This is a genomic window from Amycolatopsis sp. NPDC102522, from assembly GCF_055584485.1.
Genome location: NZ_JBVJLY010000003.1, coordinates 409,787 through 422,596, shown reverse-complemented (window position 1 = coordinate 422,596; position 12,810 = coordinate 409,787). Strand labels below are relative to the sequence as shown.

Annotated in this window: 15 protein-coding genes; 8 read left to right on the top strand and 7 right to left on the bottom strand. The window is 68.6% G+C overall.

Going from position 1 to position 12,810, the window contains the following annotated elements; all coding sequences use genetic code 11:
• Positions 1-34 precede the first annotated feature (34 nt).
• From ACZ6YV_RS12245 to ACZ6YV_RS12235, 3 genes are read left to right on the top strand one after another with little or no spacing between them, the layout of a single operon-like run.
• Positions 35-328 carry a DUF2516 family protein gene (locus ACZ6YV_RS12245; protein ID WP_465509626.1) on the top strand — a complete coding sequence of 98 codons (294 nt, stop codon included), beginning with the start codon at positions 35-37 and terminating at the stop codon, positions 326-328.
• 16 nt (positions 329-344) lie between these two features.
• Positions 345-899 (top strand): YbaK/EbsC family protein, encoded by a 555-nt coding sequence (locus ACZ6YV_RS12240; protein ID WP_465509625.1) that lies wholly within the window; start codon positions 345-347, stop codon positions 897-899.
• Complete coding sequence (locus tag ACZ6YV_RS12235) at positions 896-2,317, top strand: aromatic amino acid lyase (protein ID WP_465509624.1); 1,422 nt, start codon at positions 896-898, stop codon at positions 2,315-2,317. The genes ACZ6YV_RS12240 and ACZ6YV_RS12235 overlap by 4 nt, the downstream gene beginning before the upstream one ends.
• 92 nt (positions 2,318-2,409) lie before the next feature.
• Here ACZ6YV_RS12235 and ACZ6YV_RS12230 read toward each other — a convergent pair whose 3' ends face one another.
• A complete protein-coding gene (locus ACZ6YV_RS12230; RefSeq protein WP_465509623.1) occupies positions 2,410-3,126 on the bottom strand; it encodes an ABC transporter permease in 717 nt (238 codons plus the stop codon).
• Entirely contained in the window at positions 3,123-3,809 is a 687-nt protein-coding gene (locus ACZ6YV_RS12225; RefSeq protein WP_378238817.1) for an ABC transporter permease, read from the bottom strand. Before ACZ6YV_RS12225 ends, ACZ6YV_RS12230 begins: the two co-directional genes overlap by 4 nt.
• 175 nt (positions 3,810-3,984) lie before the next feature.
• Here ACZ6YV_RS12225 and ACZ6YV_RS12220 point away from each other — a divergent pair, with 175 nt between their 5' ends.
• The 3 genes from ACZ6YV_RS12220 to ACZ6YV_RS12210 all read left to right on the top strand — a co-directional run bounded on the left by ACZ6YV_RS12220 (position 3,985) and on the right by ACZ6YV_RS12210 (position 6,709).
• The gene (locus ACZ6YV_RS12220) at positions 3,985-4,881 is read left to right on the top strand and encodes an ABC transporter substrate-binding protein (protein WP_465509622.1); all 897 of its coding nucleotides are present in this window, start codon (positions 3,985-3,987) and stop codon (positions 4,879-4,881) included.
• A 290-nt stretch (positions 4,882-5,171) separates the two neighbouring features.
• The gene (locus ACZ6YV_RS12215; protein WP_465509621.1) at positions 5,172-5,606 is read left to right on the top strand and encodes an SRPBCC family protein; all 435 of its coding nucleotides are present in this window, start codon (positions 5,172-5,174) and stop codon (positions 5,604-5,606) included.
• Positions 5,607-5,710: 104 nt separating this feature from the next.
• Positions 5,711-6,709, top strand: coding sequence for an NADP-dependent oxidoreductase (locus tag ACZ6YV_RS12210; protein WP_465509620.1), 999 nt, complete (start codon positions 5,711-5,713; stop codon positions 6,707-6,709).
• A gap of 79 nt (positions 6,710-6,788) precedes the next feature.
• Here the strand turns inward: ACZ6YV_RS12210 and ACZ6YV_RS12205 are convergent, their stop codons facing one another.
• The 5 genes from ACZ6YV_RS12205 to ACZ6YV_RS12185 form a co-directional block, all read right to left on the bottom strand.
• Positions 6,789-7,418: a pyridoxamine 5'-phosphate oxidase family protein gene (locus ACZ6YV_RS12205; RefSeq protein ID WP_465509619.1), complete on the bottom strand. Its 630-nt coding sequence runs from the start codon at positions 7,416-7,418 to the stop codon at positions 6,789-6,791.
• Between the two features lie 15 nt (positions 7,419-7,433).
• Positions 7,434-8,318: a formyltetrahydrofolate deformylase gene (gene purU, locus ACZ6YV_RS12200; RefSeq protein WP_465509618.1), complete on the bottom strand. Its 885-nt coding sequence runs from the start codon at positions 8,316-8,318 to the stop codon at positions 7,434-7,436.
• The gene (locus tag ACZ6YV_RS12195) at positions 8,296-8,955 is read right to left on the bottom strand and encodes a DedA family protein (RefSeq protein ID WP_465509617.1); all 660 of its coding nucleotides are present in this window, start codon (positions 8,953-8,955) and stop codon (positions 8,296-8,298) included. Before ACZ6YV_RS12195 ends, purU begins: the two co-directional genes overlap by 23 nt.
• A gap of 66 nt (positions 8,956-9,021) precedes the next feature.
• Positions 9,022-9,837 carry a class I SAM-dependent methyltransferase gene (locus ACZ6YV_RS12190; protein ID WP_465509616.1) on the bottom strand — a complete coding sequence of 272 codons (816 nt, stop codon included), beginning with the start codon at positions 9,835-9,837 and terminating at the stop codon, positions 9,022-9,024.
• Complete coding sequence (locus ACZ6YV_RS12185; protein WP_465509615.1) at positions 9,819-10,316, bottom strand: DUF2505 domain-containing protein; 498 nt, start codon at positions 10,314-10,316, stop codon at positions 9,819-9,821. The genes ACZ6YV_RS12190 and ACZ6YV_RS12185 overlap by 19 nt, the downstream gene beginning before the upstream one ends.
• Positions 10,317-10,342: 26 nt before the next feature.
• Here ACZ6YV_RS12185 and ACZ6YV_RS12180 point away from each other — a divergent pair, with 26 nt between their 5' ends.
• Positions 10,343-11,407, top strand: a complete 1,065-nt coding sequence (locus tag ACZ6YV_RS12180; RefSeq protein WP_465509614.1) for a UDP-N-acetylmuramate dehydrogenase — start codon at positions 10,343-10,345, stop codon at positions 11,405-11,407.
• Positions 11,408-11,597: 190 nt separating this feature from the next.
• Positions 11,598-12,776 carry a L,D-transpeptidase gene (locus ACZ6YV_RS12175; protein ID WP_465509613.1) on the top strand — a complete coding sequence of 393 codons (1,179 nt, stop codon included), beginning with the start codon at positions 11,598-11,600 and terminating at the stop codon, positions 12,774-12,776.
• The last annotated feature ends 34 nt before the right edge of the window (positions 12,777-12,810 follow it).

Below are 12,810 nucleotides of genomic sequence, written 5' to 3'. Positions count from 1 at the left end.
GGGTCATTCGCCCGGTTTGACGTAAGCTGACGTCGTGCTCGTTGCCACCTGGATCCTCATCGCCATCCATTGGGGCGGCGCACTGACGGGGCTGTTCGCTTTCGTGCATGCGCTGCGCCAGCGCTCGGACGCGTACTCGGCCGCCGATCGGAAGACCAAACCCATCTGGATGCTCATCACCGGCGGGGCCACCGTCGTGATGACCTTCTTCCAGTTCTACGGCGGCGGCATGATCCTGTGGCTGCCCGCACTGGTCGCGGTCCTGGTCTACCTCGTGGACGTCCGCCCCAAGCTCATCGAGGTGCAACGCGGCGGCCGCAACTGGTGATTATTAGGGTGGCGACGTGACTACCTGGACCATCGCCGGAAGCCTCACCGTCGTCCCCGCCCCCTCGCGCACGGACCTGCTCGCCGAGCCCGTCGCCAAGGCACTCGCCGCCCTGTCCGATCCCGACGCCCTCGGTGTCGCCGAGATCGACGCCGAACTGGCCGACACCGCCGCCTTCTGCGAGGCGTACGGCTCTCCGCTTTCCGCGTCCGCGAACTGTGTGGTCGTCGCCGGCAAACGTGCCGGTGAGGTCCGCTTCGCCGCCGCTCTGATCCTTGCCACCACCCGCGCCGACGTGAACGGTGTGATCAAACGCCGTCTCGACGTCCGCAAAGCGTCCTTCGCCCCGATGGACGAGGCCGTCTCGATCACCGGCATGGAGTACGGCGGCATCACGCCCGTCGGCCTGCCCGACTCGTGGCCGATCCTGATCGACCGGCGCGTCGCCGACGAGCCCGAACTGATCATCGGGAGCGGGATCCGCGGCAGCAAACTGCTGATCTCGGGCTCGGCGCTCGCCTCGCTTCCCGGTGCCGAGGTGATCGACGACCTCGCGCGCCCCGTCGAGTGAGGCTGTCCACAAAGGATTTCGCGCTGGCTTCGGCGTTCGAAGCCGGATTCCTGGAGCTCGATCCCGCGTTGCCGGCGAGGCTCGGCGAGAACCGCGCCCGCGTCCTCGACGCGCTGACCGATCGCCCCGTCTACGGCGTGAACACCGGCATGGGGCGGCTCGCGGGAGTCGCCTCGCCCGCGTCGGGCGCGCACCAGCGGAACCTGCTGATCGGTCGCGCCGTCGGTGGCCCACCCTGGCTTTCGGCCGGGGAAGTGCGCTGGCTGCTGCTGGTGCGCCTGCGCGATCTGCTCGCGCCGGAGGCGGGGGCGAGCCCGGAGCTGGTGACGTTCCTCGTCGACAGGCTGAACGAGGGGTTCACGCCCGCCGTGCCGAGGACGGGACTGGGCAGCGCCGGCGAGATCATCCCGCTGGCGCACGCCTTCCAGACCTTTCTCGGCGTCGGGACCGTGCTGGTGGACGGCGTCGAGACGCCCGCGTCGGAGGTGCTGGCGAAGCCGTACGAGCCGGGCCTCAAGGAGGGCGCGACGCTCATCCAGGGCTCGCCACTGGCCGAGACGCTGGCCGCCTTCGCGCTCACCGAGGTCCGGCGGCTCGTCGGCCTCCAGACGCTGGCCGCGGCTATCGCGATCGACGTTCTCGGTGCGCCGCAAGCGGTCTACCGTCCGTCGCTGGCGGGAGACGACCAGGTTCTCCGCTCGGTCCTGCTCGAAGTGAGCGAACTGATCCGCGGTGCCGTCGAACGTCCGGAGGTCGTGCAGGCGCCCGTTTCCGTCCGGGTCGCTCCGCGCGCGATCGCCCATCTGACGCGGGTCGCCGACGACCTGGACGAGGTCCTGCGACGCTCGATGCCGACCGACTCCCCGGCGTTCCTGGACGGCGAATTCGTGTCCACGACGGGTTTCCACGCCGTCGAACTCGGGCTGCGGATGGACGCGGTGACAGCGGCGCTGGCACATCTGGGCGAGGTGAGCGTGCAGCGGGCGCACCGGTTGCTGGACGAGCGGTTCAGCGGCCTGCCCGCGCAGTTGACGCAGGATCCGGGGCCGCAAGCGGGGCTGGTGCCGTTGCACAAACGCGCGGTGGGCGAACTGCACGCGCTGCGGCGGCTCGTCACGCCCGCGACGTTGGGCTCCGTCGACACATCCGCCGGGCAGGAAGACGTGCAGGCGTTCGCTTGGGCGGCGGGGAATCAGCTTCGCGACGCTTGCGCGCGGATGTCCGCGATCACGGCCTGCGAGCTGATCACGGGTTCGCAGGCGCGGTGGCTGGCGTCCGGGGAAGGGGCGCCCGGACTTCGGGCGGCTTACGACCGGCTGCGGGAGTTGGTGCCTCCGGTGGCCGAGGATCGGTCATTGGGGCCGGAAGTGACTGCTCTTGTCGCCGCGTTTCCCGCCGGGGGATTCGGGCCGTTCTGACGGCGAACTCGGTGACGGCGCTCCCTTGATCTGACGCAAACCGCCGCTCTCGCAACACCTATGGCGATTGGATTCTCGACTAGAACCGAGGATCAGGCTCGGGCGTCCGCGCGGGACTGGATCGCCAGCCCGCGCGGGGTCACCCAACGCGTGATGAGCGCGAAAACGCCCTCGCACGCCAAAGCCAGTACGACGACGGCGATACCGCCCGCCAGGATCTCGCCGTGGCCCGGATCCCCGAGCGCGAAACCGTCCACAATGTACCGTCCGAGGCCGCCGCCGTCGTTGACGATCGCGCCGATCGCGACGGTCGCGACCAGTTGCAGGAAAGCGACACGGGCCCCCGCGAGGATTACCGGCGACGCGAGCGGCAACTCCAAGCGCAGCATGATCTGCCACTCGCGGTAACCGGTTCCGCGCGCGGCGTCGACGGTTTCCTGTTCCAGCTGGATGACGCCCGCGTAGGTGTTGGTGAACATCGGCGGGAGCGCCAAGGCCACCAGCGCGAGCATCAGCGGCCAGAACGTCGTGTCGACTTCGAGCCGGGAAGCCAGGAACCAGAACAGGATCACCAGCCCGAAGCTGGGGATCGCGCGGCCGATGTTGACCGCGCTCGTCGCGAGGAACTGCGCGCGACGGTAGTGCGCGAGCCACAACGCGGGCGGGATCGTCAGCACGGCCGAGATCGCCAGTGCCAGCAACGAAAACTGGAGGTGCTCGACAGTCCGGTACGGCACGCCCGCCGAGTCCGTCCAGCTCCAGCGGTTCGGTTCGCCGAACCACTCGATGGTCTGGTCGATGATGCTCATCGCGACGCCGCCTTCCGCGACCACGGCGCGAGCGCGCGCCCCCCGAGCCACAGCAGCAGATCCACCACGACCGCGAGCACCACGGAAAGCCCGACACCGACGATGATCGACGTCGAGTTCGGCGTCGCGGTCTGGATCCCGTTGCGGATGAAGTACCCGAGCCCGCCCTTGCCGAGCATGGAAGTCACCGTCACGAGCCCGATCGTGGTCACCGCCGCGACGCGCAGGCCCGCGATCACCACCGGCAGCGCGAGCGGCAGTTCGACCTGCCACAGCAACCGCGCACGCGTGAAACCCATGCCTATCGCGGCTTCGCGGACTTCCTTGGGCACCTGTTCGACCCCGGTGACGATGTTGCGGATGAGGATCAGCAACGTGTACGTCGCCAACGGGATCACGGCAGTGGTGAAGGACGTCAGGCCGGTGAAGGGCACCAGCACGGCGAAGGCGCCGAGACTCGGGATGACGTACAGCGAACCGGCCGTGCCCAGCGCGAGCGCGTAGAACCACCGGCGACGCAGCGAAACCACGGAAACACCGATAGACACCACCAGACCGATGGCCAGCGCCACCGCGGTCAGCGTCACGTGCTCGCCGAGTCGCTCGAAGATCTCGTCGAGGTGACGGTCCACCCACCGCCACTCGAACAGCGGCCGCCCGCCCTGGGCGGGTACGGGGAACACGGAGGAGGCTCGCACCGGCCGACCTTACCCCGTTCGGACGGCCCGATTCCGTTCTCTGGGAGCGCACGGGGCGGAACTCTCAAAATGTGGATTCTGTCGTGACCCGGAGATACTGTCCATTCCTCTGAACGAGTCATAGGAGTGTGTGCACGTGCGCTGGACACGGAATGTTCGAGTGGGCGCGGTGCTCGCCGCCGCCGTCCTCGGTATGACCGCCTGTGGGGGTGGCGACGACGCGGCGGCCCCGGCCGCGCAGGGCAAGGGCGGGGCACCGATCGTCGTCGCCTCCTTCAACTTCACCGACAGCCTTGTCCTCGCGGAGCTGTACGCGAACGCGTTGGAGGCCAAGGGCTACCCGATCACCCGCAAGCTGAACCTCGGTTCGCGCGAGCTGATCTACCCGGCGCTGAAGTCCGGCGAACTCCAGTTCATCCCGGAGTACCAGGGCGCCGCCATCACCACCGGCTTCGGCAAGGACGCCGCGAAGGACGCGGCGGGCGAGCACGAGCAGCTCAAGAAGCTGTTCGAGGCCGACGGCATCGGCCTGCTGGACTACTCGCCGGCGGAGGACAAGAACACCTACATCGTGAAGGCCGACCTCGCCAAGGAGAAGGGCCTCGCGAAGATCAGCGACCTGTCCAAGGTCGACAACCTCATCGTCGCGGGCGGGCCGGAGTGCGAGAAGCGGCTTCCCTGTTTCAAGGGCTTCACGGACGTCTACAAGCTCAAGGCGACTTTCCAGACCGTGCAGGAGGCCGGCCCGCGCGTCGAGCAGCTGCGGTCCGGCAAGGTCACCGTCATCCCGGTCGACTCGGTGAGCCCGCTCGTCAGCGACCCGCAGTTCGTGGCGCTGGAGGACGACCTCGCCATCGTGCCGACCGAGAACGTCGTGCCCGCGGTGAACAAGAAGGTCCTCGACGAGCGCGGCGCCGACTTCGCGGCCGCCGTCAACGCCGTGAGCAAGGCCCTCGACACCGTGCAGCTGCGTGAGCTGAACAAGCGCGTCGACTCGGACGGCGAGAAGCCGGGCGACGTCGCGAAGGACTGGCTGAAGGAAAAGTCCCTCATCTGACCCCCGCGCACGCCATGAAAGGTCCTTTCCTTGCAAAATTCGCAAGGAAAGGACCTTTCATGGCATCCGGGGCCGGGGGTGACGGGGCGCCGCACACCTGAGTGCGGCCTCCAATCACGTGAGTTCCGTCCCTAATCACGTGAGTTCCGTCTCTGATCACGTGAGTCACGTCCTTGATCACGCGAGTCACGCCCACCCTCACGGCCTCTGGCGGCGGGGGCGCTCGCTCCTCCTGCGCCCGGCGGTGGAATCGTGGACGCTGTCTTGCAACACGGGTGAAAGGGAGTGGGATGGGAAAGGTCACGGCCGTCGCGGAGCGCACCATCGAGGCGCCGGCGGACAAGGTCAGGGCGCTCGTCGCGGACTACGCCGAAACCCGGCCGAAGCTGCTGACCGAGCACTACCGCGACTACGAGGTCACCGAAGGCGGCGTCGGCGCGGGCACGAAGGCGAGCTGGAAGTTGCAGGCGACGTCGAAGCGTGTGCGTGACGTCGCCGCGACGGTGTCCGAGCCGTCCGAAGGCACCCTCGTCGAGACCGACGCGAACTCCAGCATGGTCACCACCTGGACCGTCCGCGAGGTGCCCGAGGGCAGCCTCGTCCGCATCGAGACGAGCTGGGACGGCGCGGGCGGCATCGGCGGCTTCTTCGAGAAGACCTTCGCGCCCGGTGGCCTCAAGCGGATCTACGAAGGAGTTCTCGGCAAGCTCGCCGAGGTCGTGTAGCGCTCGCCACAATCGGAATGGTCGCCCCGGTTAGCTCGTTGTACCCGTCGTGAATACGGGGCGATCGCCCCGCTTGAGGTTCGCAACAGACTTGGAGTTACCTCGTGAACGCAACCGAGATCCGGCTCGCCTCCCGTCCGCACGGTGTCCCGACGCTGGAGAATTTCGAGATCGCCGACGTCGAGATCCCGACGCCGGGTGAGGGTCAGATCCTGGTCCGGAACCAGGTGCTGAGCGTGGATCCGTACATGCGCGGCCGGATGAGCGACGCGAAGTCCTACGCCGAGCCGTACGAGGTCGGCAAGGTCATGCACGGCGGCGCCGTCGGTGAAGTGCTCGAGTCCACCGTGGACGGTTTCGAGCCGGGCGACATCGTGCTGCACGGCCTCGGCTGGCGTTCGCACGCCGTCGTCGACGCCAAGCACGCGGTGAAGGTCGACCCCGAGGCCGCGCCGGTCACGGCGTACCTCGGCGTCCTCGGCATGACCGGGCTCACCGCCTACGCCGGGTTGCTCGACGTCGCGGAGTTCAAGGAGGGCGACACCGTTTTCGTGTCCGGCGCGGCCGGCGCGGTCGGTTCCATCGTCGGCCAGCTGGCGAAGCTCAAGGGCGCGAAGCGCGTCATCGGCAGCGCGGGCACGGACGACAAGGTCAAGTGGCTGACCGACGAGCTGGGCTTCGACGCGGCGTTCAACTACAAGGACGCCCCCGTCATCGAGCAGCTGCGCGCGGCGGCGCCCGAGGGCATCGACGTGTACTTCGACAACGTCGGCGGCGACCACCTCGAAGCGGCCATCGACTCGATCAACCTGCACGGCCGGATGGCGATCTGCGGGATGATCTCGGTCTACAACAACACCGAACCGGCCGCGGCGCCGCGCAACCTCGCGTCGATCATCGCGAAGCGGTTCACCATGCGCGGCATGCTGGTGGGCGACCACTTCGCGCTGCAGCCGCAGTTCGTCAAGGAGGTCGCGCCGCTGGTCGCCTCCGGCGAGCTGAAGTACTCCGAGACCATTGTGGACGGTATCCGCAACGCGCCGCAGGCCTTCCTCGACCTGCTGGGCGGCGCGAACACCGGCAAGATGCTGGTGCGCGTCTGACCCGCTTCCCCGATGTTATGAATGGGACTTTCATGGCAAATTTTGCGATGAAAGTCCCATTCATAACACGCGCGGGGGCTCAGTACTGCGTCGTGAGGGCGCCTTCGGTCAAAGCGGCGTCCAGCGCCTCCGCCGTGACGTCCAGCTTCATCTGGTCCCGGAAGATCTGCCCCGCCGTCGGCAGGCTGGAGCGCTCCGGCCAGGTGTCCGGCTTCCACAGCGCGGACCGCAGGAAAGCCTTGGCGCAGTGCATGTACAGCTCTTCGACCTCGATCAGGATCGCCAGCGCCGGGCGCTTGCCCTTGACCACGAGGTCGTCGAAGAACGGCGCGTCCGCGACCAGTTTCGCGCGGCCGTTGATGCGCAGCGTTTCGTTCATGCCCGGCACCAGGAACAGCAGCCCGGCGTGCGGGTTGTCGAGGATGTTGGTCTGGCTGTCGAGCAGCTTGTTGCCCGGCCTGTCCGCCATCACGAGCGTCTTGTCGTCGAGCACCTTCACGGAACCCGCCGGGTCTCCGCGCGGGGAGACGTCACAGGTCCCGTCTGACGACGCCGTCGCCAGCAGGTAGAACGGCGAGTGGTCGATCAGCGTGCGCGCGTGCTGGTCGATGAAGGGAATGATCTTCCCTCGCGTCCGCTCGGCCGGGTGGCCAAGGTGCTCACGCAGCGCATCGAGCGTCTCGATCGTTTTGATCTCTGAAGTCCCCATGACCTCAGTGAATCATCAGAAGACGACAGTTCGGTTACCGTGCACCAGGACGCGGCCTTCGAGGTGCCACCGCAGCCCGCGCGCCAGCGTCACCTTTTCGATGTCGCGGCCCTTGCGGACCATGTCCTCGACCGAGTCGCCGTGGTCGACGCGGATGACGTCCTGGTCGACGATCGGGCCCGCGTCGAGGTCGGCGGTGACGTAGTGGCAGGTCGCGCCGATGAGCTTCACCCCGCGCGCGTGGGCCTGGTGATACGGCCGCGCGCCGACGAACGACGGCAGGAAGCTGTGGTGGATGTTGAGCGCCCGGCCTGCCCAGGCCTCGCACAGTTCGGCGGGCAGGACCTGCATGAACCGGGCGAGGACGACGGCGTGCGGGTCGTGCTCGTCGACCAGTTTCCGCACCTCGGCGAACGCAGCCGCCTTGGCCGCAGCGTCGCCGGAAGGGAACGGGACGTGGTGGAACGGGATGCCGTGGGCGCGGGTGATGTCGCCCAGCGACGCGTGGTTGCCGATGACCGCGGCGACGTCGACGTCCAGCTCCCCGGACGCGACCCGGCCGAGGAGGTCGTAGAGGCAGTGCCCGGCCTTGGAGACGAGGATCACCGCGCGACGCCGCTCACCGGAGTCGCTGACCTGCCAGCTCGACTCGGCCGAAAGCGACTTCGCGACCTCGGCGAAGCGTGTGCGGAGTTCGGTGGCGTCGAACGGGAGCGAGTCGGCGCGGACGACCTGGCGGGTGAAGAACCAGCCGGTGTCCGGATCCGTGTGGTACGCCGCTTCGACGATCCAGCCGCCGTGCTCGGCGAGGAAACCCGAGATCCGGGCGATGATCCCGGTGCGGTCAGGACAGCCGAAAGAGATCACATAGCGACGTTCAGGGTTCGACACACAAACCATTGTCGCTGCTCTCGGCCGCCGCGCGGCGCCGGGTCAGGATGCGGACGCGGACCCGCCGCCCGATCTCGATCGCCGCGACCAGCACCAGTCCGAGCGCGAAAGACAGCAGAAGGCCCTTCTCCGGTTCGTCCGCGAAGGCCGCTCCGCCGACGAGACCGATCAGGACGCTGTACACCGCCCAGATGCTCGCGCCGACGGCGTCGAGCCAGACGAATTTGCCCGGTGGATAGCCGAGACTGCCGTTGGCGAGGCCACTCGCGACCCGGCCACCGGGCAGGTAGCGGGCGGCGAGGATCAGCAGGACGGCGTTGCGCCGCACCTGGATCTTCGCCCATTCGTAGCGCCGGATCCCGTCCGGGCCACGCTGCAGGCGGGCGAGCGCCCGCGGGCCCGCGGCGGCGCCGACGGTGTAGCCGAGGCAGTCGCCCACCCAGGCCCCGAGCCCGGAGACCAGCGCGAGCAGCGCCAGCTGCGGGAAGTCCGGGCCGATCAGGACGGCGACGGTGATGACCGTCGTCTCGCTCGGCATGAACGGCAGGAGCGCGTCCAAACCGGACACGAGGAACACGATCACCCACAGCCAGGGTGATCCCAGCGTGCCCCGAAGCAGCTCGGTGACGTACTCCAGCAGTTCCACGGTCCCATGGTGATCACCGCAGGTCGCTACGGGGTGACGGAGTGGGGTTGTACCGGTGAATTCCCGCTAAGGGACCAGTCCGCGGTCACTCGGTGCGACGGCGGACCAGGGCACGGTCAGCTCGCCGAGCCGCCACCGCGACGGCCGGTTCAGCACCGGCCAGCCCCGGCCGGTGAGCAGGTGCACGGTATGCGCCCAGCGGGCACGGACACCGAAGTTCTGGTGCGGCGCCGCCGTCGCCCAGCAGACGTCCAGAGCGGACAGCAGCTCGTGGACCCGTTCGCCGGGGACGTTGCGGTGGATGAGGGCCTTCGGCAGGCGTTCGGCCACTGTGGACGGACGTTCCAGGCTGGCGAGATGGACCGACAGGGTCAGCGCGCGCGGCCCGTCGTGCCCGACCGCGACCCAGGTGCTCAACCGTCCGATCTCGTCACAGGTGCCTTCGACCAGGAGACCGCCGGGTGCCATCGCGTCCAGCATCAGCGACCAGGCCCCCGGGACCTCGGCTTCGTCGTACTGGCGCAGCACGTTGAACGCGCGCACCAGCACCGGCCGCGTCCCGGCGAGCTCGAACCCGCCGCGCCGGAAGTCCAGCCACGGCTTGTCGACGGCGGCCTGCGCGACGGCGACCCGTTCGGCGTCCAGTTCCAGGCCCAGCACCCGGACGTCGCGGCGGACGGACCGCAGCCACCGCGCCATCTCCACGGTGGTCACCGGGGAGGCGCCGTAGCCGAGGTCGACCACCAGCGGTGCGTCCGCGCGGCGCAGCAGCCGCGTCACGGCCGGGTCGCGCGCGAGCCACCGGTCCACCCGGCGCAGCCGGTTGGGGTTGGTCGTCCCGCGTGTCGGTGCCCCGACCGGCTTCAGCGCTCGGCCAGCCACTTCGCGACGAACTCCGCCTCGCGTTCCAGCAGTTTGGTGACCTGTTCGGCGATCACGCTCTCCAGCTTTCCGCCGACGAACGGGATCCGCACCTTGACCTCGCCGCTGTTGACCAGCGTCGTCTGCTCACCTTCGCCGGTCAGCGACGTCTTCGCGGTGATCTCGCCCGGCACGCTCTGCACGGACGCCGTCGCGGCGCCGGTGTATCCGGCTCCGGAGGCCTTCCAGGTCTGCTCGCGCTCGACGATCAGGTCGCCCCGGTGCAGCGTCCGCACGGCGGAGGGGAGCTTGTCCGAGCTGATGCCCTGACGCAGCTTGTAGCGCACGCCGTCCTCGGCCGGGACGTACTCCAGCAGCTCCGCGTCGTCGCCGCCGATCTGCTCCAGCCTGGCCCGCAGAGCCTCCTCGCCGGCGACCGCGTCGAACGTGGTCGCGAGGTCTGCGGAGAACGCTGAGCGGTGCTCGATACGGGAGGCCATGGCGCCAGACAGTACCGTTCACGGGCGTGAGCACTGCCGAAACTCCGACTCAGCACGCCGCCCTCGCCGATCACACCACGCTGCGGCTCGGTGGCCCGGCGCGGCGTTTCGCCGAGGCGAAGACCGCGCAGGCCCTGGTCGACGCGGTCCGCGAGGCCGACGACGCCGGAGAGCCGATCCTCCTGCTCGGCGGCGGCTCGAACCTCGTCGTCGCCGACGACGGTTTCGAGGGCGCGCTGCTGAAGGTCGGCAACACCGGCTGGACCCGTGACGGAGATCTCGTCGAGGTCGCGGCGGGGCAGAACTGGGACGGTTTCGTCGAGGGCCTGGTCGCCGAGGGCGCCGGCGGGCTCGAATGTCTCTCCGGGATCCCCGGCTCGGTCGGCGCGACGCCGATCCAGAACGTCGGCGCGTACGGCTGCGAGGTGGCCGAGTCCCTGGTCTCGGTCGACCTCTACGACCGCGCCTCCCGCGAGGTTCGCACGCTGACCGCCGAAGAGCTCGGGTTCGGTTACCGCACGTCGATCCTGAAGGGGACCGACGCGGGCGTAGTGCTCACAGTGCGCTTCAAGGTCACCGAAGACGGCCTCTCGGCCCCGATCCGCTACGCCGAACTCGCCCGCACGCTCGGCGTCGAGATCGGTGATCGTGTCCCGGTGGCCGAAGCACGCGAAGCGGTCCTCGTGCTGCGTCGCGGCAAAGGCATGGTCCTGGACGCGGACGACCACGACACGTGGAGCGCGGGCTCGTTCTTCACCAATCCGATCATCGGGGAGGCGCGGCTGGCGAAGGTGCTGGCGGGGATCGTGGACGTCGTCGGCGAGGACGTGCGCGTGCCGCAGTACCCGGCGCCCGGCGGCACGAAGCTGTCCGCGGCGTGGCTGATCGAGCGGGCAGGGTTCGGGAAGGGCCACGAGGGGCCCGGAGGCCGGGTCTCGCTGTCGACGAAGCACACACTCGCGCTTACCAATCGGGGCAAAGCGTCGACAGCGGATCTCCTCGCTCTGGCGCGCGAAGTGCGCGACGGCGTCGAGGCCCGCTTCGGTGTTTCGCTGCACCCGGAGCCTCTGCTCATCAACTGCTCGCTCTAGCCACGACCCGCGTGCCAGGCGTTTCGTTATGCAAACCGGAAAATCGCGAACAACCCCGAGCCGTCTTCGTGCGTCTATCACTCCGAGGGGCGAGGGTGAGTTCCGTCGCCGCGGGTAACGTCGGAATGGATCCCAGCGCTGAGCGGGTAGAAGCTCGCGTGGGGGCGGGGATCTTCATGGGAGGTACACGGTGATCGAACGGCGCACGGTGTTCAAGGCCGCGCTCGCCGCGGGCGCGGCCATGCTGGCCGCTGCCTGCTCCAGCGAAGAAGGCGGCAACGCCAAGCCGGAAGGCAGCAGTGGTGGCGGGGAGCAGGAGGCCGCGCCGCTGGCCAAGATCACCGCCGAACCCGCCGCCGACGCCAAGGACGCCCCCGTGGTGACCCCGGTCGTCGTGAAGGTCGCCGACGGCAAGCTCACCGAGGTCAAGGTCACCGCCGACGGCGGCAAGGACGTCAAGGGCGAACTTTCCGCCGACGGGCTCACCTGGACCAGCTCCGAGGTCCTCGGCTACGGCAAGACGTACACCTACGCCGCGAAGGCCACCGGCAGCGACAACAAGCCCGCCGAGCTCAAGGGCTCCTTCACCACGCTCAAGCCCGCCAAGGAGGTCCGCGCCACGCTGAACCCGGCCGACAACGCCGAGGTCGGCGTCGCGATGCCGATCAGCGTGAAGTTCGCGTCCCCGGTCAAGGACAAGGCTGCCGCCGAGAAGGCGCTCAAGGTCAAGACCGACAAGGACGTCGAGGGCTCCTGGGGCTGGCTTTCGGACACCCAGGTCGACTGGCGGCCCAAGGAGTACTGGCCCGCCAACATCACGGTCAACGTCGAGGCGAAGCTCTACGGCGTCGCGCTCGGCGGCGGCGCGTACGGCAAGGCCGACGTCACCACCAAGTTCAAGATCGGCCGCAACCAGGTGGTCAAGGTCAACACCCCCGACCACACGATGAAGGTCTACCGCGGCGGCGCGGAGTCGGCGAGCTACCCGTGCTCGAACGGCCTCGACGGCGACGTCCAGCGGAACACCCCCAACGGCACGTTCATCGTGATGTCGAAGGAGCCGACCGCGCGGTTCGACAACGCGCGCTACGGCTACACCAACGTCAACAAGAAGTGGGCCTGCCGGATCTCGAACAACGGCGAGTACATCCACGAGAACCAGGACAACGCGTCGAACATCGGCAAGTCCAACACCTCGCACGGCTGCGTGAACCTGCTCGAGGCGGACGCGAAGAAGTACTTCGACTCGGCGCTGGTCGGCGACCCGGTCGAGATCACCGGTTCGAAACTGGGCAGTCCGACCAAATCGGACGTCAAGAACTGGTTCTACGACTGGAAGTCCTGGAAGGCCCTCTCCGCGGTCAAGTAGCGGGTCAGGGCGCCGGTATCGACGCCTCACCGCC